The organism is Agrobacterium sp. 16-2014-1-2a, assembly GCF_053522705.1.
In genome coordinates, this window is sequence record NZ_JBNWBX010000006.1 from 247,856 (window position 1) to 267,671 (window position 19,816).

Consider the following 19,816-nt stretch of genomic DNA (forward strand, 5'->3'; position numbering starts at 1 on the left):
CAACAATCAGCGCTATCAACGCTTGAAGATTCCGATTGTCGCACGAAGTGCTGCACGCGTTCTAGCGGGCAACGCAGAAGAACTACAAAAGCGAAGAACCTGTTTTCACGCTCCGTTTCACCGTAACCGTCGGCAATTCTTGCCCGTTCAAGCGAGCTCATTAACGGCTTCGAACAAGGCGATGTTCATCTGCTTCATCTCGTCCATCGCAGGGTTCGGCTGAGACGAAAATTTGGCGATGACGACTTCCGTCCGGGGATTGATCAACAGCCACTGCCCGTGAATGCCGAGCGCGAAGAAAGCGCCGTCCGCGTTACCGCTCTGGTACCATTGATTACGATAGGAACCAGCCGGCAGCCAACTCGCGAAGTTCCCGTCGATCCAGGCCTGACGATCTCCACCTGTTACCGTATCCCGAATCCATTCGGACGGTACGATCTGCTTGCCGTTAACCAATCCATCGCAGCGGATCAGGTCCCCGAAGCGGGCGAAATCCCGCGCGGTCATGAACAGACCGCCTCCTGCGCGGGCTGTCCCTTCGCGGTCGACGGTGATGCGCGCATGGGATCTTGCGCCGAGTGGCTGCCAGAGCCTTTTCGCCATCAGGTCCGGGAACCGCTCGCCAGCGGCTCGCTCGACCACCAGGCCGACGACGTCGGAATTGGGCGAGCAATAGAGGAATGGCCCCCCATGCTCGAATGGCGCCTTTTTCAGGGACGCAAGGAAGGAGATGACCGTCTCGGCCGGTTCGCCATCAAGCGCCGGATCAAGCAGGCCAGCTCGGCGATAGCGTGCAAAATCACCCTTCGGGTCACCATAGTTCTCGGTGAAAACGAGGCTCGTGCGCATATCCAGCGCGTGGCGGACCCTCGCGTCGCCGAAGGCAGACGTCTTCAGATCTGGAACGTAAGCCGAAATCAGCTCGTCCGGATCCAGCAATCCGTCTGCAACCAGAATGCCTGCCAGAATGCCGGTTACCGATTTGCTTGCGGAAAACAGGATGTGGCGTGACCGATTGGTAAAGTCAGGCGCGTGAAACTCGGCGACTATCTTGCCGCGCTTCATCACCACGAGCGCGTCGGTAAAAGTCTGCGCCAGCACATCGGAAATGTGCATCACTCGATCTCCAACCATGATCTCATGAGAGGTCAGCCAGGCTTCATCGACTTTTGGCTCCTCCACCACACCACCGACCACGGGAATTTCTGCGGTCGGGATCAGTTCCGGAATGTTGCGGAAACCCCATGTGTTGAAAGGACGCTCGCGCCAATTATGCAATCCGACGTCATCTCGGGCAAAGCCGTAATTTTTTTCAAAGGACTGAGACATTATGTTCCGGAGGTTTTGTGGCATACCGGCCATCGTCGTGCCGAGGAGGACACACTCATAAATCACCGGGAGCGTGGTTTTACATGCTCCCGGCTTGATCTCAAGCGCGAAACTGATTTATTCGCCGAACCACTTGTCGCAAATTGCCTTATAACGGCCATCGGCTCTCATCGCAGCCAGTTGCACATTCGCCGGCGCCACCAGCGGGCTACCCTTCTGGAAACCAACGCCGACATTCTGACCGACGAGTGTTGGCTTGATGACCTTTACCTTATCCTCGCCCGCATTTCTCGCATAATACAGCAGAGCGGGCGTGTCATAGATGACGGCATCTGTGCGTCCGGCCTGCAGAGCCAGGAGCGCATTGTTGATACTCGGCAGCTGCTCAAGCGTGGCTCCCTTCAGGTCGTTCTGAATATAGTCGACTGCAATCGTCCCGGTCTCAGTCCCGATTGTCTTGCCATTCAAGTCGCTCGGCGTCTGGATGGAATTGTCATCGATGCGTGTCACTGCAACAAGGCCGCTATCGTAATAAGGATCGGAGAAGTCGATCACCTTTTGACGAGCCGGCTTGATGAATAGCTGCGAGACGATTGCGTCGATATTATTGGTCTGGAGAGCCGGAATGAGGGCACCGAATTCCATCGGCTGCACACGCCATTTGCGATTGAGGCCCTTGGCGATTTCCGCCCAGATCTCGATATCGAAACCTGTATAGCCATCGCCCTGCTTGAATGCGAATGGAGGCGCGCCGACATTCGAGCCAACGACAAGTTCCGCATCCTCTGCCCTCGACAGGCCAGCGAACGAAATGACTGGGATGGCAGCAAGGCCAAATTTAAGAAGCGAACGACGATCCATTGTATCCCTCTGAGGTTGGGCCAGAGGCGCGTTCGGATTGTTCACTAGCCGACCGTCGTTTATCCTGCTGGCGATGTTCAGTTTAGGCAGGCATTGCTCGATAGGTCGCGTCCCATCGGGCCGAATATGTTGACCGAACGGGCCATTCCACCGAGAGCGGAGGCAGCAGCCATTTAGGAGAAGCCTGAACCGGAAACTCCCGCAAAATGCGGGCTATCCGGTCGATGCCTGCGCAACAATCAGTCGTTTGCCGACTATTGATTTTCGTCCGTTTCGGGCGTTTACTGACGCAATGTTGCGATCCTTTGAGCAAGTCTCCCACCCGAAAGACGTGGACAATTTGATTTCCGCCACTCCGGAATCGGCGACGCTTTCCGTGGGTGGCAATTACGCCATGCCCTGGCATTGGCACGATTGCCTTATGTTCATTCTGCCAAGCCGTGGCACTGTCGAGCTCAAGCATCAGGACCGGCGGGACGGTGCCTGGCTCTCACAGGAACGATTCGCGGTCGTGCCGGCCGATTGCGCTCATGAGACACGTGGTGGGCTTGGCGGACAAAACCATGTGGCGATTTATGTAACCGGCGAAAACCTTCGCAAGCTTGATATGGAAGTCGGCTCGCTCAGCGAGTTTCGACGGCGCACGCAGACCACGGCTCTCGTCGAACGGTCTCCAACGCTGCGCGCTCTACAAGAGCTCGTTATCCGCAAGGACAACGGCTCCTATGGAACTGCCGCAATTCGGGATGCCTTCGCCTCAGCGTTGGTGTTGCAATGCATCTCGGATGTCGTCACGGGTAACATTCTGCCCAATGCCTCACATCAGGATCACGGCTTGGCGCTTGTCGAAGACATCAAGTCCTACTTGAAAGAACATGCCGACCGGGACGTCCCCCTCGACATGCTTGGCGAACATTTCAGCATTTCGCGACGCCATATAACGCGACTTTTCCGGGAGAGGACCGGGTTATCTATCGGCCAGTTCCAGCTCCAGACAAAATTGACTCGAGCACAAGAGCTTTTGACAGAGACCAATCTTCCGGTTGGCGAGATCGCATATCGTGTCGGCTTCGAAAGTGGCGCGGCACTTGCCCGCGCCATGCGCCGGCAAAGTGGACAAACCCCGTCCGATGTTCGGCAAAGCTTGGCCCATTTGATCAAGACGTAAGGCCCGTTGGGGCGCGCTTCAAAACATCCCTCTGCTTATTCTGAAGGCTCACGGACGAAGTGAGTATCGGATAAGCAATGCAGCATTTTGATAAAGTTGAAGTTGTAAGCGTCTTCGCCTCTGGCGCCGCCGGCGGTAACCCGGCACCGATAGGGTATGATGCGCAGGGCATGACGGATGCCGACATGCAGGCCGTCGCCAAGGCCTTTGGCCATGAGAGTGGCTTCGTTCTTCCCGCCCCGGATGACAGCGCGTGCGATTTCGAGTTCCGTTTCTGGGTTCCCAATCACGAAATGTCGATGTGCGGCCATGCCACGATTGGCTGCGTCTGGCTACTCGACAACCTTGGCCGGCTCCCGTCAGACGAGCTGACGATCTTGACCAAGAGCGGGAAGGTCAGCGCACGTATCGCTGGCCGCACAGCTGAGGGAGCAGCGGTTGAGATAACGCAACCGAAGGGGCAGATCGAAGTGATCTCAGATGACACCCTGAGGGATGACATCATCAGCGTCCTGGGGATCACCGCCGCGGATCTTGCCGAATTCCCCATCCAGAATGCTTCCACAAGCCGCGTCAAGACCCTGGTTCCCTTGAGAAGCGAAGCCATCCTCAACAACCTTCAGACAGACTTTTCGAGGATGGAGGCGGTTTGCACACGGATCGGATCTACGGGTCTCTACCCTTATGCAGTGCTTGATCGTGGGCAACAGATCTTTGATGCCCGGCAATTTCCGCAGTCATCGGGTTACCCCGAAGATGCCGCCACAGGAATTGCCGCTTCCGCACTGTCTTTCGGGCTGCTGGAAAACGGCCTCGTCGATCGGTCTGGCCGGCAGATCACCGTGCATCAGGGGCGGGCCATGAACCGTCCCTCGGCAATTTCGATCCGTTTTGACATTGACGGGGGCGATCTGCGCGGCTGCTGGATCGGCGGCGCAGTGCGGCGAGGTGACTGATATGAGGAGCGCAATCCAGCCCCAGCTCAACCATATCGGATTGAGGCTACCCGACAGTCCCGCCCCGCGTGGCAAATATTCGGCCGTTACCATCCATAACGACATCGCCTATGTGGCCGGCCAGGTCAGTCGTCTCGCAGATGACGTGATTACCGGGCCAGTTGATCAGACGACGTCGCCCGAAAAGATCAAGCTCGCAGCACAGGCATGCGTATTGCGTGCACTGAGCGTACTCACGACGCTCGAAGACAGCTACGTGGTGGAGCGCATCCTGTTTCTTCGTGGCTATGTTCATTCGACGAGCGAATTCACCGCCCATTCAGCGGTGCTCGATCACGCATCCGATCTTCTCCTTGCAATATTCGGGGAGCGCGGCCACCACGCGCGCTCGGCAATCGGTGTGGCCAGCCTGCCGAGTGCTGGACTTCTGGAAATCGAGCTCGTCGTTGCCGTCGCCCCTAAACCATCAGCAACCACCGATAACGCCGAGCCCGCGTCCGCCTTTTCGACAGGAGATCACCCATGACCTTCGACTGGAGTGCAATCATCGATGCCCTTCCGGATCTTTTGGACGGGTTGAAGCTAACGATCCTCATCGCTCTGGGCGGCCTGGCGGGCGGTGTCGTGCTTGGCACGCTGACCGGTTGCGCTCTCACCTATGGCAGTTGGGTGGCAAATATACCGGCGCAGATCTACGTTGCCTTGATCAGGGGTACGCCGATCGTCGTGCAGGTCATGTTCATTTATTTCGCTCTACCGATCATGCTGGGCATCCGCATCAGTGGGGTCAGCGCCGCGATCATAACCCTGATCATCAATTCCGGCGCCTATAATGCCGAGATCGTTCGGGGTGCGCTGGAAAGCGTCCCCAACGGCCTGAAGGAAGCCGGATTGTCGATGGGACTTCGCTTCCGGACTGTTCTAGCCTATGTGATCGCACCCCTTGCCTTTCGCCGCGCACTGCCGGCGATGGGAAACCAGTTCGTCAGCGTGGTCAAGGACACGTCGATTTTCCTCGTCATCGGGGTCGGGGAACTGACCCGGCGCGGCCAGGAGATCATGGCCCAAAATTTTCGTGCGGTTGAGATCTGGACCGCAGTGGCGCTGATCTACCTCATCGTGATCAGCCTTCTCGCCTTCACCCTCAAATCTATCGAGCGCGGAGCACGTCTGCCATGAACATGATCGAATTCAAGGGCGTGTCCAAAAGCTACGGAGCGCATCTCGTCTTGCCGGAGATCAATCTATCCATCGACCGCGGCCAGGTCGCCGTTGTCGTTGGGCCCTCCGGATCAGGCAAATCCACCATGCTTCGCTGTATCAATGTGCTGGAGACGATCAGCGGCGGCGACCTGACCGTCGATGGTCTCAGCGTGCGCGGCTCGCAAAGCGAGATCAGACGTATCCGTCTTGAGGCTGGCATGGTGTTTCAGCAATTCAATCTGTTTCCACATATGACAGCATTGGAAAATGTCATGTTCGGCCCTATTCGGGCACGCGGCCGCACGAAAGCGGAAGCAAAGGATATTGCGGCAACTCTCATGGAAAAGGTCGGACTGGCCGAACGGATGAACCATTATCCGTCACAGCTCTCGGGCGGGCAACAGCAGCGTGTTGCAATCGCACGATCCTTGGCAGTCGAACCTAAAATGATGTTGTTCGACGAGCCGACCTCAGCGCTCGACCCGGAATTGCGCGAAGAAGTTCTGAAAGTCATGCAAACCCTTGCCGTTGAGGGAATGACGATGGTTGTCGTCACCCACGAGATGGGATTTGCAAAACGCGTCGGTTCTCGGCTTCTATTCATGGAAAACGGGCATGTCGTCCATGACGGAAATCCGGGCGAGATGCTGACGGTGCCACCAAGCGATCGCTTCCGAGATTTTCTGAGGCATGTGCATTGAAGTGCCCATGCCTGAAATCGCTCACAACGCTTGATCAGCAAAATAACAGCGGCCGCAGATGCGCAGCCGCTGTAATCTGTCGGGACTGGTGTCAGCCAGCGTTCTTGAGACGAGCTTCCGCCGGCGCATAAACTTGGCCGAAGCGATTGCTCATGAAATCCGTAAGGATCGTCTCTTCCTGACGTACGAAACCCTTTTGCGGCAGGTGACCATTCATAAGCAGATCCAGAACGGCCGTAATCCCGGCGGCTGTTGTAATCTGGATCGCGCTCATCATCCTGCCGGCGACAACACCTGCGTAAACCTTGTTAGCATAGGTCTCCTGCATATAACGGCCGTCTTTCCAGCCGCAGACGGTCACGAAAACGACGATTACATCCTGCATGGTTGCTGGCAGGGCATTCTCAAAGAGGTCCTTCAGGACATCGCGACGATTTCTGAGATTCAGGTCGTTGAGCAAAGCCTTTATGATCGCCTGATGCCCCGGATAACGGATCGTTCGATAGTTCATCGTACGGATCCAGCCGTCCAGCGTTTTTGTCAGGGTGCCGAGGCCTCCAGACGTATTGAACGCCTCGTATGTGACGCCATCAAGCTAGAATTCCTCTCGCTCTTCCATCGCGGGTACGGTGACGAGCCTGCCTTCGACGATCGCTTCGCAGGGTTCGATATATTCATTGATGAGACCGTCTGTGCTCCAGGTCAGATTGTAGTTCAGCGCGTTCGATGGATATTGCGGAAGCGCTCCAACGCGCATGCGCACGCTGTCGAAACTTTCGAATCGCTTGGCCAGGTCATTGGCGACGATCGAGATGAACCCTGGCGCCAAGCCGCATTGCGGAATAAACGCGACATCGGCACCTTCTGCCAACTCTTCGACCATTTTTGTCGTAGCAACGTCCTCGCCAAAAATCGCTATCCAGCGCTCGTCGGACGCCATGTCTGCTGCGGGTTTCGCCAGTCAATTCCCTCAAGCAAATAGGACATCTGGCCAGCCGTCAGCGCAATCGCTCCGCCCTCAGTCACCGGCCAAATAAAACGGCCACGCTCGAGCCGCTTTGCGTATAGCGAAAGCCCAATTCCGTCATGCCAAAGAGCCTTGATCAGCCGGCCGCTTTTCCCGCGGAAGACAAAAACGTCACCCTTGAACGGATCACGACCAAGACCTTCCTGCACGATCAGAGCAAGGCCCTGCATCCCCTTGCGCATATCGCAATGGCCGCTCGCAATCCAAACCCGCACGCTCGAACTGATCGGGATCATTTCAGCGCTCGCATTACTGCTGCGGCAAGATCACAAGGCGCTCCGGACCCAATCCTCACCTTGATACCGTTCGCAAAGTCCACAACGATGGTTGCCGCACCACCACCGCCGCCGCCAGGAACATCCAGGACTGTTGCCGGCAAAAAAGCAGGCCCATCTTTCACAGTCAGCGCTTGGCGCCGCCACGTGTACAGCAGCCCCGTCGAAACATCAAAACGACGCGCTACCTCCGAGACATTTGCCCCCGGAGCAAATGCTGCCTCCAGAATTTCCAGCCGTTGGTCCGGTGACCAACGACGACGCCGTTCGTGACCCGTCAGCAAAATGGCCTGTGCCATAGTTCCTCATTGCGCTCTTAAGTCCACTCTCAAGAGCGCAAAATCACGGTATCGCCAAAAACTCGCAAGGCGGTCCACGCCGGAGGGATACGAAAGAGGTAGTGTGGAGATGTTGTTCACGGAGAGTACCTCTGTATGTCTCTGTTTTGCTCGGGAGTTTCACGCCGTTTCCGCGCGATCGGCTGGTGATGCGCTGCTATGGGGCCGCTCATCGACGCAACGGTTGGGCGATGTCAGGCTGACGGAAAGCCAGCCGACAGAGTGTTAGATGTTGCTGAAAATGGAACCTGGGAGCTACCTTAAATGCGAGAAATGCGGTGACACTCGTGAGACCACGCGGCTTCCCGGCAAAGTCGGCTTCCCGACTGTCGAGCCGTAACGGAAGAACCGTCCGTTGAACCATCCTCTCACATTACGTGGCAAAGAGACTGAAACGCGGCAGTGAGGGGGTCAAAGTCGGGCTTAGCTTGGTTGCAGAAACTTGTCGCGAAATTCCGCATTTTGCGTTGTCGCAAATGTCAGACGCAAAACTGAAAAAGAAATCGGGAATTTTGCGATAGGGAGCGGCGGCTTCCTTCCAAGATGGAGTCTCGTCCAGCTTGAGATTGACAAGTAAAAGGCTTCTGCGCACAATTGGTGCTCGGTAGATACAGCCTGCTGCTTGCGCCCCGTCGGGGTATGGTGAATGTATCGAGCCACTTATGGCTCCCTTTGCCCGAACGAACGGGTCAGCAACGCAAGCCCCTGACACTCTCCGTTCGTTTATGCAAAGGATCATCTCATGCGCGATTTCCGCGATGCCAAAGCTATGGCGAAAACGCTACGTGAAGCGCTTCACGCTAAATCTGTCACCTTCACCAACAGTGAGAGCCAGGAGCTAATTGCTCGAATTCTTGGCTATCGAGACTGGAACGTATTGGCCGCAAGGATCCAAGCGACCCAGTCGTCGACAACCTCGGCCCGGGCTAGCACGCCTTTTCCAGTCGGGGTAAACATTCCCATCGTTCCTATGCGGGACATGGTCCTGTTTCCGCACATGATCTCGCGGATTTTCGTGGCGCGCGACAAAACTCGGCAAGCCGTGGAACACGCTCTTGCCGGTGATCGGCGTGTTGTCGTTCTCGCCCAGAGGCATGGTGCCGACGATCGTCCCAACACTCTTGAGGCCCTCCATCCGGTGGGCGTAATAGCAAACGTGGTCGATCGTCAGACTCAGGCGGACGGAGCTCTCAAGGTCACCGTCTGTGGTCTTCAGCGAACAGGCATCGTCCGCCTTACCGATGGCGAGTTCCTGGCGGCGGAGGTTACGCCGATTGAAGAACAGGGCGGCCAGTCGAAGGAGGCCACCGCTCTTTCGAATGCGGTTCTCGATGCCTATCAGACCTACGCCGATGTCGATTTTTCCGCGCTTCCGCCAGGATCCAAAGCCCGTTTCGGCCTGCCTTCGATCGGCGATCCGAGCCTGTTGGCTGACACAGTCGCCCCGTTGCTATCGACCAGTATCAAGCACAAGCAGCAACTCCTGGAAACCAGTGACGTGGTGACTCGACTCAAAAGACTAATCGAGTTGATGAGCGCTGGTCGCCCTAAAGCTGTCGCATAAATAATGAAAGGGAGCATCCAGCCGTTGCGCTGGGTGCTCTATCCCGCTGCCACAGCAACGGGCCACTTTAGGATTTGGGAGGACACAAGGTGGCGCTCACCAGCGAAATCGCCCCCTATGACAGTCGGTGGCGTGCTCTATTTTCCGCTGAGAAGGACCGGATTGCACCAAGCTTCGGTGTCGAGCTTGACGGGATTCATCACGTAGGGAGTACGGCCGTCCCTGGCCTGGCCGCAAAACCTGAAATCGATCTCCTGGTTGAAGTCTCAGAGCATCGAAATGAGACTGCTTGTGACGATTCCATGCGAGCTTTGGGCTATGCCCGGGGAAAGGACCTGTCAGAAGGCCACCATTTTTACCGTCGCGATGCCGATGGTGTGCGAACACATAAGGTGCACGTCTGTATCAAGGGGCATTGGCAGATAGAGCGAATGCTCCGTTTTCGCGACCCTTTGCGGAATGATCCCGTTATCCGACAGCAATACGAGGATTTGAAACTTCGACTTGAGGCCGACAATCGAGACGGTATTGGCGAATATCTTGCACAAAAAGCTCCCTTCATCGATGCCTTGATGGGACCGGAGCCTTTGCCGCGAGATTCCTAAACCTTTGCATCGGAGGTGTTGCAGATTTTTGCATTTGGCGGGAGCATGCCGTTTAATGACAGTCGATATAAAACGGGACTGCATCCATGCACGACGAAATCATATCCTGGCGCCGTGATCTGCATGCCAACCCGGAGCTTGGTTACGAGCTCCCTCGCACCGCATCCTTCGTAGCCGACAAGCTACGCACCTTTGGCTGCGATCAGGTTACCGAGGGGGTTGGGAGGAGCGGCGTTGTTGGCGTTCTCCACGGCCGGAATCATTCTTCCGGCAGGGTGGTCGGTCTACGCGCCGACATGGATGCGCTGCCTATTCACGAAACGACAGGACTTTCCTACGCTTCTACGACGGCGGGCCGAATGCATGCTTGCGGGCACGACGGACACACGGCGATGCTGCTGGGTGCTGCAAAGGCGCTGGCAGAAACACGCAACTTCGATGGCACCGCCGTTCTGATCTTCCAGCCAGCGGAGGAAGGACAGGCCGGCGCGAAGGCGATGTGCGACGACGGCTTGATGACACGCTGGGGGATCGAGAGGGTATTCGCCCTTCACAACGAACCGGGCCTGGACGTTGGTCGTTTTGCCACCCGCACCGGCCCGTTTGGGGCTGCCGTGGCGAGCTTCAAGATAGCGGTCGATGGCAAGAGCGCCCATTCTGCTAGTCCTCAGGCTGGCGTTGACGCGCTGCTTCCCGCCGCCAACATCCTCATTGCCCTGCAAACCGTTATTGCGCGCAACGTCCACCCGCTCAAAAGCGGCGTGATCTCCTTCGGATCGTTTCAAGGCGGAAAGCCCGGAGGAACGTTTGTCGGATCGAGCGAGCTGCGTGGCCTAGCCCGCTGGTTCGAACCGGAGGTTCGAGACACCATGCATCGACGTATTATCGACATTTCGGAGGGTATCGCTGCGTCCTACGGGGCGACTGCAACATTGACATTCAGAAACCTGTATCCCGCAGTGGTCAATCATCCAGCCGAAACAGCGTTGGTTGTGAAGGTTGCCCGTACCGTTATGGGAGAGGATTCCGTCGATCCCGACCACTCGCAGCTCATGGGCTCGGAAGACTTCGCATTCATGCTCGAACAACGGCCAGGAAATATTGCGCTGCTTGGCAACGGCAGCACGGCGGGGCTGCATGACCCTGCCTATGACTTCAACGATGCAGCGATCCCCTATGGGGTCGCCTACTGGACGAGATTGATCGAAGCATCCATGCCGTTGCAGAACTCCTGATTTTGAAGCGCTGCAAAAGTCGGAATAACATATCGAGCAAAACTCGGGAGTTTTGCAAAGAAGGAGAGCCACATGAAAACCGACTGGAATCTGATCCGGGAAATGATGGGTGCGGCGATCGATGCCTGTGAACGGATCGAGGCGGCCGGCTATTCTGAAAACGACCGAGACGCGACCATCGCGGTTGGAGGGCAGCAGGTCAGCGTTCACGATTTTCTTGTCAGTGCTTGGACACTACCGGAGAACCTTCGCTATCAGATCATCCGCGAGCGCCACGACCAAGCGGCAGACCTTCCCTACGTGCCAGAGGCGGCCTGCGTTCTCGTTGCCATGGCACAGGCAAGCGCGGAACTGATCAGCGCAGGCGATACATCCCCGGCGGGGGATGACATTCAAAAACTGATTCAGTGGTTTGGAAATCATGCCGCGCCCGGTATCGAGCGAGCTATTGCCGATCGTCGCCGCGCTGTCGCGTAATTCCTAACATTCGCGACAAAATCGGTGGCGCTGAAAACTCAAGGGAAATTCTGTCGTAAAACTCGTTCGCAAAAATCAAAGTTTCGCGACAGACATTTGCGACAGAATTACGCCGCGAGTGACATGCCCTCGGCCTTACGCTCTGCGAGCGCCCAGATGTGGCCGAAAGGATCGAAGATCGAGGCCACGCGCCGACCGATTATGTCGGTCTGGATTTCGTCGCGGACCACAGCTCCGGCCGCAAGGGCACGCTGCATCACATCTTCGATGTTGCCAACATTGAGGTGGAACATCGTGCTAACCGCCCCCGGCTCTTTTGGAAAGAACGGACCGCCGTAGGAAGGGGATTTTTCGCGATTTGGATTGGAGCCGGCGACCCAAACAGGCAGGTTTCCGAACCGCATTTCGACAGCCGCCAAAACGCCATCGATGTCACTGGTGTTCTCTTCCTGCGCACCAAAGGCAGCGGCATAGAAGTTGGCGGCCTCTCTCTCCCGCCCATGTTCAACAAATAAAGAAAATTCGAGGCTGATATCTTCGGTCATCTTGGCTCCTCGCTCGATCTGAATCACAATCCAACATACCGCAAACTTTGCCGAACCAATGGCATCGGAGAAGAAGCTGCCAAATTCAGAGCTTCTGCGATGCACTACCGTGTAGCGATCGCAGCTGCAGCCAATGCCATTGCAGCTCCGCTGATCTAATTGATGCGCCGGATCGCTCGGCTGTTTCGAAGGAAGTGTCGAGCTTTCGATGCCAAGAATACCCATGATAGGTCGACAACGATAAGAGTGATAAGCAGAGTTACCACCAATTGGATCCATCCCATCGTGGTCACGCTATTCATATCGATGAGTGAAGGCATACGGGAAAGCTGGAAGGCGTGGTTCTGCGCGAGGAAAAGATCCGTATTCATCTGAGGGCTCCATCGTTGGAGCGGGCCATTCCCGCTCGATGGCTCCCGTCAGTGTCCGGAACCGGTCGCGATCACCGCGAAGGCGCAGCCGCAGCGGCCGCAGCTTGGCTCACGGACCCCGTCAGCGGGTTGATCGACGGAGATCCGGGGCCGGACCAGGAGCCATCCATCAAGAGCGGGAATAGGACGCCTCCTATGGGCCGCCTCCGACCGACAATGATCGTGGTGATGCGGATCTCGCTGCCCCGACACTTTGGTGCTTGGTTCCTTCCACTCCGGACATCAGTTTGGGGTCGACGCCCACGACTGATGGAGACGGGTTCCATGGGACGTGAAACCGCAAACTTCCGGGCGCTCGATTTTCCCATCGCTTTGCGCATAGGTGCATTGCACAATTTTTGTTTGCGCATCGCATAAATTCTAAGCATAAAGCCCATAGCTGATGCACGCGATGGCCTCTTCCCAGTGCCATCGCATCAGCTGTTCCCCTCTGGAGGTTTTAACCTTCACTTCAAGGGCCTCGGTTTTCCGATGGCCCTATTTTTTTGCCTGCTAGTCGACCGACTTGTGGAAGCCGCATCAAGAAACCATCTAGTTTCGAGGCGGGTACAGATAAAACACTCGCTGGAATCAACTGAGATCGCAGCCGCTTACAACCTGGTATCGTCGCCACTTGCCAGTGGACAGCGGTCGCGTTATTCCATCTACGGAATATCGCTTGAAATATTCCACAGATGGAATACATTTGGAGCATCGATGAGTTGGAGCGTTGAATATACCGATGAGTTTGGTGAGTGGTACGCGACGTTGGTCGAAGCCATTCAGGACGATATTGTAAGGGTGGTCGGGCTTCTCGAAGCCAAAGGACCACAACTCCCCTTCCCGTACTCATCCGGCATCGAAGGCTCCAGGCACGAACATATGCGGGAATTGCGGATTCAGAGCGGCGGTGAACCCTACCGGGTATTCTACGCTTTCGATCCGCGTCGCACCGCTATTTTGCTGGTCGGTGGAAATAAAACCGGCGACGACCGCTTTTACGAGATCATGATTCCGGTCGCTGATCGCCTATATGACAATTACCTGATCGAGATCGGGAAGGAAGGGTTGATATGACTGGACATCGCTCGTTTAACGACCTGCGCAAGAGTATGGCGCCTGAACGTCGCGCCCGCAATGATGAAGCAACCAAGGCAATTCTCGAGGAAATGGCGTTACATGAGCTGCGTCAAGCGCGTGAAAAGACCCAGCAGGATGTAGCACGCGCACTCCACGTGAAGCAGCCAGCTGTAGCAAAGCTGGAGCAGCGTGCCGATATTTATGTCAGCAACCTGCGACGTTACATCGAAGCTCTTGGCGGGACGCTGGAGATCACAGCAAAGTTCCCCGACGCCTCAGTCAGCATCAAGAATTTCAGCGAATTGGCCACCGAAAAATAACATTTTCGCCTTGAAGGGATGTGAACCTTGAGCCTACGCTTTAATTCTTCTAACTCATTGAATATAATTAATAAAGATATGCGGGATTTCCCCACAGATCTAGCGAAAGAAGCTTCGAAAGCGGTCACCGTCGGAAATGATTGTCTTTGCGGGAAAAGGCGCCTCGTTGGAGCCGAACGGCATCTGCGCGCGTAATCTCCAGGTATCAGGTATGTTCCAATGCCTTTTGATCTTTGCATCAACCAAAGGGTTGTAGTGCTGAAGGCTTGCACCAATTCCGATGCCCGCGAGCGCGATCCAGACCGAAAGTTGAGCCATTCCAGAGGCTTGCTCTGACCAATCTGGGAAGTGATCAGCGTATAGGGGCCACTGATCTTGTAAGATTCTGATCACATTCCGGTCCTCGAAGAATAAAACAGCTCCTGCTCCAGCTGCGAAGCTGTCGATCTTTCTAAAGGAGTGCTTCTTAGCTTCTCCTTCGACGATATGACTTAACTCAGACTTCACAATATCCCAGAGTTTTTGATTTTCGTCGCGATGCAGGATCACAACCCGCGAACTCTGCGAGTTAAACGCCGAGGGGGATAGGCGAACCGCCTCGCGAATAAGTGCATCGATCTCCTCGTCGGGAAGCACGATGTTTTTGCCAAGTGAATACTGCGTCCGACGTTTTGCAAGAAGTTGCGCCACCATAATGCGGCTAGCGGATTTTTCGTTTGGCAGCTCCAATTCAATCTCCTGGTTTTCTGTCAAAACAAGCATGAGGCCTGGATCGCCGACGCAATAGCCCGTCAAGGCGAAACCTGTTGTTGCGGAATTACGAACGACGCGACACGCCCTTACTGCGTGGATAAAGTTCGGGCGGCTAATGCGGCAGAGTTCCGAGGCAGAGGGCCATCCTGCTTTCCCAAAGTCGATCATAATGCCGGGTCAACCTGGTCTCCTATCGCGGCGGTTGAGGGTGATCTTCACCAAGACTGGAACTTGCGCGGACCGTTAATTCAGCTCGGCCTTATCATGTTGCTGAAGTTCATTAGTACGACCGAAGAACGAACTGGGAACTTGACAATATTTCATGCCCCGTGTTGCAGTAGCTGCAATTACTGGAGGGGAGTGTTGTTGATGGCGGAACCCGAGTCTGTTGAGATCCTGGATCTAATCTCTTTCATTCGGGTGGTCGAAACCGGCAGTATCGCGGGTGCGGCCAGCCGTTTGGGGATTGCCAAATCGATCGTCAGCCGCCGCATCAGTCGTCTAGAAAATTTTCTAGGTGCAACACTGCTCACACGTTCCCAAAAGGGAACAGCTCTCACAGATGTTGGCCGCGAGTATCATCTGCGAGCAGCTTCTGGGCTGGCCGAGTTAGAGTCCGCGCAGGAAATGGTTGTGAGGTCAACGACCGAAGCATCCGGTCAGGTCAGAGTTTCCGTTCCCGTAGCTTTCGGGGAGTTCTGTCTCGCTCCACTATTGGCAGAATTCGCCCTGCTCCATCCGCGGATCCACTTTGATGTACGCTTTGAAGATCGTCAGCCGGATCTAGTAGCCGAGGCGTATGACTTGGCGGTAAGAATCGGAAGTATCCCTGATTCCGTGCTAATTACGCGCAAGCTTGCAAAGGTCCGCTGGGCTGTCGTCGCCAGTCCTTCCTATCTGGAAGCAAGAGGGCGCCCCTCAAAGCCTTCTGAACTGGCGGCGCATAGCGCGATCCTCTACTCCTTTGATACGTTCGGCTGGCGTTTTCAAGGTCCGGATGGATGGGAACAAGTCCGCGTGAACTCACAATTCCGCTCAGACAATGGTCAAATGATGCTTTCCGCTGCGCGCGCCGGACTTGGTATCGTGGTCCTGCCTGTCTTCATGGTTCAAGAGTCGCTCGCCAGCGGCGACCTCGAAGAGGTAGTCCCGGGCTATAGTCACGCGGGAGCAGATCTACACATACTGATGCCGCCAGCCCGCGCGGGTATTGCTCGAGTGCGCGCGCTGGTGAACTTCTTGTATGAGAAGTTCGAACGTGAAATCTGATGCGTTTGCGGTCCTTCGAAGTCGACATGGCAATGGGATGCAAAAGAAGAGGCACCTTTCGAGCGACGAGCCTTTGCGTTGAAAAGCGGTTGGCGCTGCCATGGATCCGAGCGTTTTGCTGCTAATAATGGCCACGATGGTCCGCCTTTACGGTCATTTACCCGGAAGGCGACCGGCGGCGATCCTCTCGCCGTTCTTTCAAGGACACGACCTGCGATGGAAACCGCAAGGCTAGATGCGGTCATTGGAGAGCGGGGCCAACTGCAACCTATTGCAGACGGTTTTCAAGTGACTTTTCCGATAAGGCGGACGAGCGAAACCTTAGCCAAATCGCCGAATTCCTGCCCGACTTGCGAAAGTGGATCGGTGACGCTGACACGCGGCTCGACGAAGGCCGCTATACGATCGCGCAGATCGGGGTCGGAAATGCTGGCATGTTCGACCAGTGCGCGGATGACAGTGTCGGTTGCGAACTTCTGAGCGCTTTGCGCAAGGGCAGATTTCTCGCGTCTCTCTATTTCGAGCTCCGCATGGCTCTCTGCCTTTCGGCGCCTCGACCGAATTCCGTGTTCTTTTTCCCAATAGCGGGCCGTGCCGCGCCCCAAATAGAGTATTTCCCAGGCGTGCTCTGGATCACCACCCTTGGCCGTGTCCGCATTCGCACCACAAAGGTGCAAAAAAAGCTGACGCATGGCGGCATCCGCGAAGTAAGTTTGGGCGGTGGTTGGTGGTCCAAGTGGCCGAAATGCAGCCTCCGATTCCTTCGCCGCCTGGATGATGGCTGCATGTATCGCATCCATCATAGTTCTTTCCGCCTGCTTCAAAGCGTCGACCTTGTCTTGCAAATCATTATCCTCTCGGAAGTTGCTGTATTCAATCAGAGGAGACGCCGACCAATTTTGTCAGATGTCTGCATCGGTCAGCCAAACTGGGTTGGTAATATTAAGTGGAGATTACGCCGGAAGACCGAATGCGAATTTCAATTGAAGCTCCAGCAATCGATGCGCTGGCTTAAAGGAAGCACACCTTCTGTCCAACTGGCTCCTTTTATCGCAGCAAGCCCGGCTTGAGGGCGATGTGCTTGTACTCGATAAAGTCCTCGATGGCGGCAACGCCGTTCAGCCTCCCGAGACCGGATTGCTTAAAGCCACCCTCCTCTGTCCCGTCGTACACCTTGGCCCAGTCGTTGACGAATACGCTTCCCGCTTCAAGCGCCTGTGCGACCCGTAACGAGCGATCCAGATCCCGCGTCCAGACCGAGGCGGACAGGCCATAGTCGTTATCGTTTGCTAGCACGACGGCTTCCCGCTCATCTGAGAACCGCTGGATCGTTATGACGGGACCGAACGTTTCCTGCTGCACGATCGGAAGGCTGTTGTCTAATACCTCCAGCATCGAAGGACGGAAAAAAGCACCTTTTGCCAAAGGCTGGCACGGGACCGCCTCGAACGACCACAGTTGCACCCTTCGACAGCGCATCTTTCACTACGCTGTCGACACGGGCGACGTTCTCCTTGTCAATGAGTGGCCCCATATCGCTCGCTGGGTCCGATGCCGGCCCGACTTTGACGGCACGCAGCCTTTCGGCGAGGCGGTCGCGCACCAATTCATAGATCGAACTGTGCACCAGTAGCCGTGAGCCGGTCATGCAGAACTGACCAGCAAAGATGGTGAGAGCCTTTTCGAGAACAGGCAGCATGGCTTCAAGGTCGGCATCGTCAAACACGATCATTGGGGTCTTGCCGCCGAGTTCGAGCCCGAACCGCTTCATTCTCTTTGCACCGATAGCCCCGATGGTTCGCCCGGTCTGTGTGCTTCCAGTGAAGCTGATCGTCGGCACATCGGGACTCTCAACCAGAAGCGCAGCGCCGTCCGCACCGCTCTCGACGAACATGTTCACGACACCTTCCGGCAGGTCTGTCGCTTCCGCAAGGACCTCGGTTAGAACACTGGCGACCTGCGCCGTCTGACCGGGCATCTTGACGACGACCGAGCAGCGGGCGGCGAGCGCTGGAGCGAATGAACGAACCGACAATATGACGGGAGAATTCCAAGGGACGATGATCCCCGCCACTCCCATCGGCTGGCGCAGAATCACGGAGAGGCTGCCGGGCTTGGGCGATGTCGCTCGCCCTGCCTCCGTACGCACCATAGCAGCCCAGTATCGAAGCTTGCTCGGACTACCGTCGATCTCCAGCGCCGCCTCGCCGAGCAGTTTGCCGTTCTCAAGCGAGAGGATGTCGATCAGGCGCTCGCGATTTCGCTCGATTGCCGAAGCCATCTGGTCGAGCACCCTTGCCCGAAGCTCAGCATCGTCGCGCCAAGCGGTTCCGCGGAATGCGCGTTTTGCGGCTTCGATGGCAGACTGCGCGGCCGCTCCGCCATCGTCCGGATAATCTCCGATCGTCTCATATGTCGCCGGATCGATGGAGCGGCCGCGTTTGGAAGACGAGACAAAGGTGCCGCGGAAAACGTCGTCATTGACTTGCCTTTCTGATGTTGCAAGGGCGCGCGAGATCCGGCCCGCGCTCTCCGGCGGCCTCCGGACACGACGGTAATGCCCACTCGATTTCGAGGTATGCCGGAGGACGATGCCGGTTCAGGTCAGGAACGGTGGCGGATTTTCGCCGCGCAGGCGGTAGTTCGGCCGCGGCCTTTCCAGACGGATCGACTCCAGAACGGTATAGGCGTGGTATTTCGTCTGGGTCGTCACGCCGGCGAGCCGCTCGGACCAGAGTTGGCCATTGCTGCTCTTCTTTTCCAGGACGTATTTCGTGGCAAAATTGGCCATCGAATTGATCCAGTTCTCGGTGCCTGAAAACACTTTGTCCCAGCCGGCGCCCTCCAGGATGCTGACGAGCGCATCCGATCGGCTGAAGCGATCCACCGCTGCCTGTGCTCCGTCGAGAACGTCCTGAAAATATTCAATCGAAGCCGCGACCGTTTCCGGCGTCCCGTATTTCATGTGATGGCCGGCGACGAGGAAATCAAAGTCATACTCCATAAGCTGCTTCTGGGCTTTGTACCAGCCGGTGATATTCTGCGATGCGTCGCAATGCATGAAGGTGGCACTGCCGGGGCTAACGATATCGATGACGGTCAGTACCTTTTGCGCCGGCGCATAGATGAAGATGTTGCCAGGGCAGTGGTTCTCGCCCTTGTAGGACAGTTCGAGCGTCACCCCGCCGACGACAAGCAGATGATCCTTGTCGAATGTCACGGTCGGTAATGGGCGGTTCGGGTCAGGGAACCGCTCGAGCAATTCCCTGGTGATGTCGTGCGCGACGATCTCGACATTCGGTCCGAAAACCGAAGCCGCACCGATGTGATCGGTGTGCCAATGGCTGTAGATCACGTGCGTTACCGGCTTGTCCGTAACGTCTTCGATCGCGGCCAGCATGTTTTCACCGATCGTCGGCGGCGCGTCGATGGCGACGACGCCATCGCTTGTCACGACGAAGGCCGCGTCATAGCCGCCGCTGGTGACCCAGTAGAAGCCACCACGAAGCTCCTCGACATGGTAGCCGAGCCTCTGGAAGCGTTCAGAAGAGAAGTAATCAGGATAATATCCCGGCGGATCCGCGGGATGTTCCCCGGCCTCTGGAAAGCCGTAGTGGTCGATCCCGAAAAAGTTCGGTTTGTCGGTTGCTCTAATGAGCTTCTGGTGTCGGTCGCACATATGATCAATCCTCCATGGTGT

At 56.3% G+C, this 19,816-nt stretch carries 22 protein-coding genes and 1 pseudogene; 12 read left to right on the top strand and 11 right to left on the bottom strand.

Going from position 1 to position 19,816, the window contains the following annotated elements:
- Positions 1-147: 147 nt before the first annotated feature.
- Together ACQZ45_RS18955 and ACQZ45_RS18960 are read right to left on the bottom strand one after the other, a co-directional pair.
- Positions 148-1,278, bottom strand: coding sequence for a serine hydrolase domain-containing protein (locus ACQZ45_RS18955; RefSeq protein WP_448742437.1), 1,131 nt, complete (start codon positions 1,276-1,278; stop codon positions 148-150).
- Between the two features lie 168 nt (positions 1,279-1,446).
- Positions 1,447-2,190, bottom strand: a complete 744-nt coding sequence (locus ACQZ45_RS18960; RefSeq protein ID WP_448742438.1) for a transporter substrate-binding domain-containing protein — start codon at positions 2,188-2,190, stop codon at positions 1,447-1,449.
- Between the two features lie 331 nt (positions 2,191-2,521).
- Here ACQZ45_RS18960 and ACQZ45_RS18965 point away from each other — a divergent pair, with 331 nt between their 5' ends.
- The 5 genes from ACQZ45_RS18965 (at position 2,522) to glnQ (ending at position 6,218) form a co-directional block, all read left to right on the top strand.
- Positions 2,522-3,358: a helix-turn-helix domain-containing protein gene (locus ACQZ45_RS18965; RefSeq protein ID WP_065689021.1), complete on the top strand. Its 837-nt coding sequence runs from the start codon at positions 2,522-2,524 to the stop codon at positions 3,356-3,358.
- A gap of 77 nt (positions 3,359-3,435) precedes the next feature.
- Positions 3,436-4,314 carry a PhzF family phenazine biosynthesis protein gene (locus tag ACQZ45_RS18970; RefSeq protein ID WP_065689020.1) on the top strand — a complete coding sequence of 293 codons (879 nt, stop codon included), beginning with the start codon at positions 3,436-3,438 and terminating at the stop codon, positions 4,312-4,314.
- A gap of 1 nt (position 4,315) precedes the next feature.
- Entirely contained in the window at positions 4,316-4,840 is a 525-nt protein-coding gene (locus ACQZ45_RS18975; RefSeq protein WP_065689019.1) for a RidA family protein, read from the top strand.
- Complete coding sequence (glnP, locus tag ACQZ45_RS18980; RefSeq protein WP_065689018.1) at positions 4,837-5,493, top strand: glutamine ABC transporter permease GlnP; 657 nt, start codon at positions 4,837-4,839, stop codon at positions 5,491-5,493. Before ACQZ45_RS18975 ends, glnP begins: the two co-directional genes overlap by 4 nt.
- Positions 5,490-6,218 carry a glutamine ABC transporter ATP-binding protein GlnQ gene (gene glnQ / locus ACQZ45_RS18985; RefSeq protein WP_448742439.1) on the top strand — a complete coding sequence of 243 codons (729 nt, stop codon included), beginning with the start codon at positions 5,490-5,492 and terminating at the stop codon, positions 6,216-6,218. The genes glnP and glnQ overlap by 4 nt, the downstream gene beginning before the upstream one ends.
- A gap of 91 nt (positions 6,219-6,309) precedes the next feature.
- On the opposite strand, the pseudogene ACQZ45_RS18990 reads toward glnQ, so the two are convergent.
- The 3 genes and pseudogenes from ACQZ45_RS18990 to tnpA form a co-directional block, all read right to left on the bottom strand.
- Positions 6,310-7,122: pseudogene (locus ACQZ45_RS18990) on the bottom strand (saccharopine dehydrogenase family protein); the annotation flags it as partial.
- 11 nt (positions 7,123-7,133) lie between these two features.
- On the bottom strand, positions 7,134-7,481 hold the full coding sequence (tnpB, locus tag ACQZ45_RS18995) for an IS66 family insertion sequence element accessory protein TnpB (protein WP_012478004.1): 348 nt from the start codon (positions 7,479-7,481) through the stop codon (positions 7,134-7,136).
- Positions 7,478-7,819, bottom strand: a complete 342-nt coding sequence (tnpA, locus tag ACQZ45_RS19000) for an IS66-like element accessory protein TnpA (protein WP_065689016.1) — start codon at positions 7,817-7,819, stop codon at positions 7,478-7,480. Before tnpA ends, tnpB begins: the two co-directional genes overlap by 4 nt.
- Before the next feature lie 781 nt (positions 7,820-8,600).
- Here tnpA and ACQZ45_RS19005 point away from each other — a divergent pair.
- From ACQZ45_RS19005 to ACQZ45_RS19020, 4 genes are all read left to right on the top strand, one after another.
- Positions 8,601-9,422, top strand: a complete 822-nt coding sequence (locus ACQZ45_RS19005) for an LON peptidase substrate-binding domain-containing protein (RefSeq protein WP_448742440.1) — start codon at positions 8,601-8,603, stop codon at positions 9,420-9,422.
- Positions 9,423-9,511: 89 nt separating this feature from the next.
- A complete protein-coding gene (locus tag ACQZ45_RS19010) occupies positions 9,512-10,027 on the top strand; it encodes a GrpB family protein (protein WP_065689014.1) in 516 nt (171 codons plus the stop codon).
- An 86-nt stretch (positions 10,028-10,113) separates the two neighbouring features.
- A complete protein-coding gene (locus ACQZ45_RS19015) occupies positions 10,114-11,262 on the top strand; it encodes an amidohydrolase (protein WP_065689013.1) in 1,149 nt (382 codons plus the stop codon).
- A 72-nt stretch (positions 11,263-11,334) separates the two neighbouring features.
- Entirely contained in the window at positions 11,335-11,739 is a 405-nt protein-coding gene (locus tag ACQZ45_RS19020; RefSeq protein ID WP_065689012.1) for a hypothetical protein, read from the top strand.
- Between the two features lie 107 nt (positions 11,740-11,846).
- Here the strand turns inward: ACQZ45_RS19020 and ACQZ45_RS19025 are convergent, their stop codons facing one another.
- Positions 11,847-12,509: a VOC family protein gene (locus tag ACQZ45_RS19025; protein ID WP_236736263.1), complete on the bottom strand. Its 663-nt coding sequence runs from the start codon at positions 12,507-12,509 to the stop codon at positions 11,847-11,849.
- Between the two features lie 902 nt (positions 12,510-13,411).
- Between ACQZ45_RS19025 and ACQZ45_RS19030 the strand changes: the two genes are divergently transcribed.
- Together ACQZ45_RS19030 and ACQZ45_RS19035 are read left to right on the top strand one after the other, a co-directional pair.
- Positions 13,412-13,771 carry a type II toxin-antitoxin system RelE/ParE family toxin gene (locus ACQZ45_RS19030; RefSeq protein ID WP_041699467.1) on the top strand — a complete coding sequence of 120 codons (360 nt, stop codon included), beginning with the start codon at positions 13,412-13,414 and terminating at the stop codon, positions 13,769-13,771.
- Positions 13,768-14,094 (top strand): XRE family transcriptional regulator, encoded by a 327-nt coding sequence (locus tag ACQZ45_RS19035; RefSeq protein WP_013637255.1) that lies wholly within the window; start codon positions 13,768-13,770, stop codon positions 14,092-14,094. The genes ACQZ45_RS19030 and ACQZ45_RS19035 overlap by 4 nt, the downstream gene beginning before the upstream one ends.
- A gap of 99 nt (positions 14,095-14,193) precedes the next feature.
- Here ACQZ45_RS19035 and ACQZ45_RS19040 read toward each other — a convergent pair whose 3' ends face one another.
- Positions 14,194-14,787 (bottom strand): nitroreductase family protein, encoded by a 594-nt coding sequence (locus tag ACQZ45_RS19040; RefSeq protein ID WP_448742483.1) that lies wholly within the window; start codon positions 14,785-14,787, stop codon positions 14,194-14,196.
- A gap of 429 nt (positions 14,788-15,216) precedes the next feature.
- On the opposite strand from ACQZ45_RS19040, the gene ACQZ45_RS19045 reads away from it, so the two are divergent.
- Positions 15,217-16,116 carry a LysR family transcriptional regulator gene (locus ACQZ45_RS19045; RefSeq protein ID WP_448742441.1) on the top strand — a complete coding sequence of 300 codons (900 nt, stop codon included), beginning with the start codon at positions 15,217-15,219 and terminating at the stop codon, positions 16,114-16,116.
- Positions 16,117-16,400: 284 nt separating this feature from the next.
- Here the strand turns inward: ACQZ45_RS19045 and ACQZ45_RS19050 are convergent, their stop codons facing one another.
- The 4 genes from ACQZ45_RS19050 to ACQZ45_RS19065 form a co-directional block, all read right to left on the bottom strand.
- Positions 16,401-16,940, bottom strand: a complete 540-nt coding sequence (locus tag ACQZ45_RS19050; protein ID WP_448742442.1) for a hypothetical protein — start codon at positions 16,938-16,940, stop codon at positions 16,401-16,403.
- A gap of 223 nt (positions 16,941-17,163) precedes the next feature.
- The gene (locus ACQZ45_RS19055; protein WP_448742443.1) at positions 17,164-17,511 is read right to left on the bottom strand and encodes an aldehyde dehydrogenase family protein; all 348 of its coding nucleotides are present in this window, start codon (positions 17,509-17,511) and stop codon (positions 17,164-17,166) included.
- On the bottom strand, positions 17,426-18,709 hold the full coding sequence (locus tag ACQZ45_RS19060) for an aldehyde dehydrogenase family protein (protein WP_448742484.1): 1,284 nt from the start codon (positions 18,707-18,709) through the stop codon (positions 17,426-17,428). The genes ACQZ45_RS19055 and ACQZ45_RS19060 overlap by 86 nt, the downstream gene beginning before the upstream one ends.
- A gap of 6 nt (positions 18,710-18,715) precedes the next feature.
- On the bottom strand, positions 18,716-19,795 hold the full coding sequence (locus ACQZ45_RS19065) for an MBL fold metallo-hydrolase (protein WP_173993572.1): 1,080 nt from the start codon (positions 19,793-19,795) through the stop codon (positions 18,716-18,718).
- Positions 19,796-19,816: the final 21 nt, after the last annotated feature.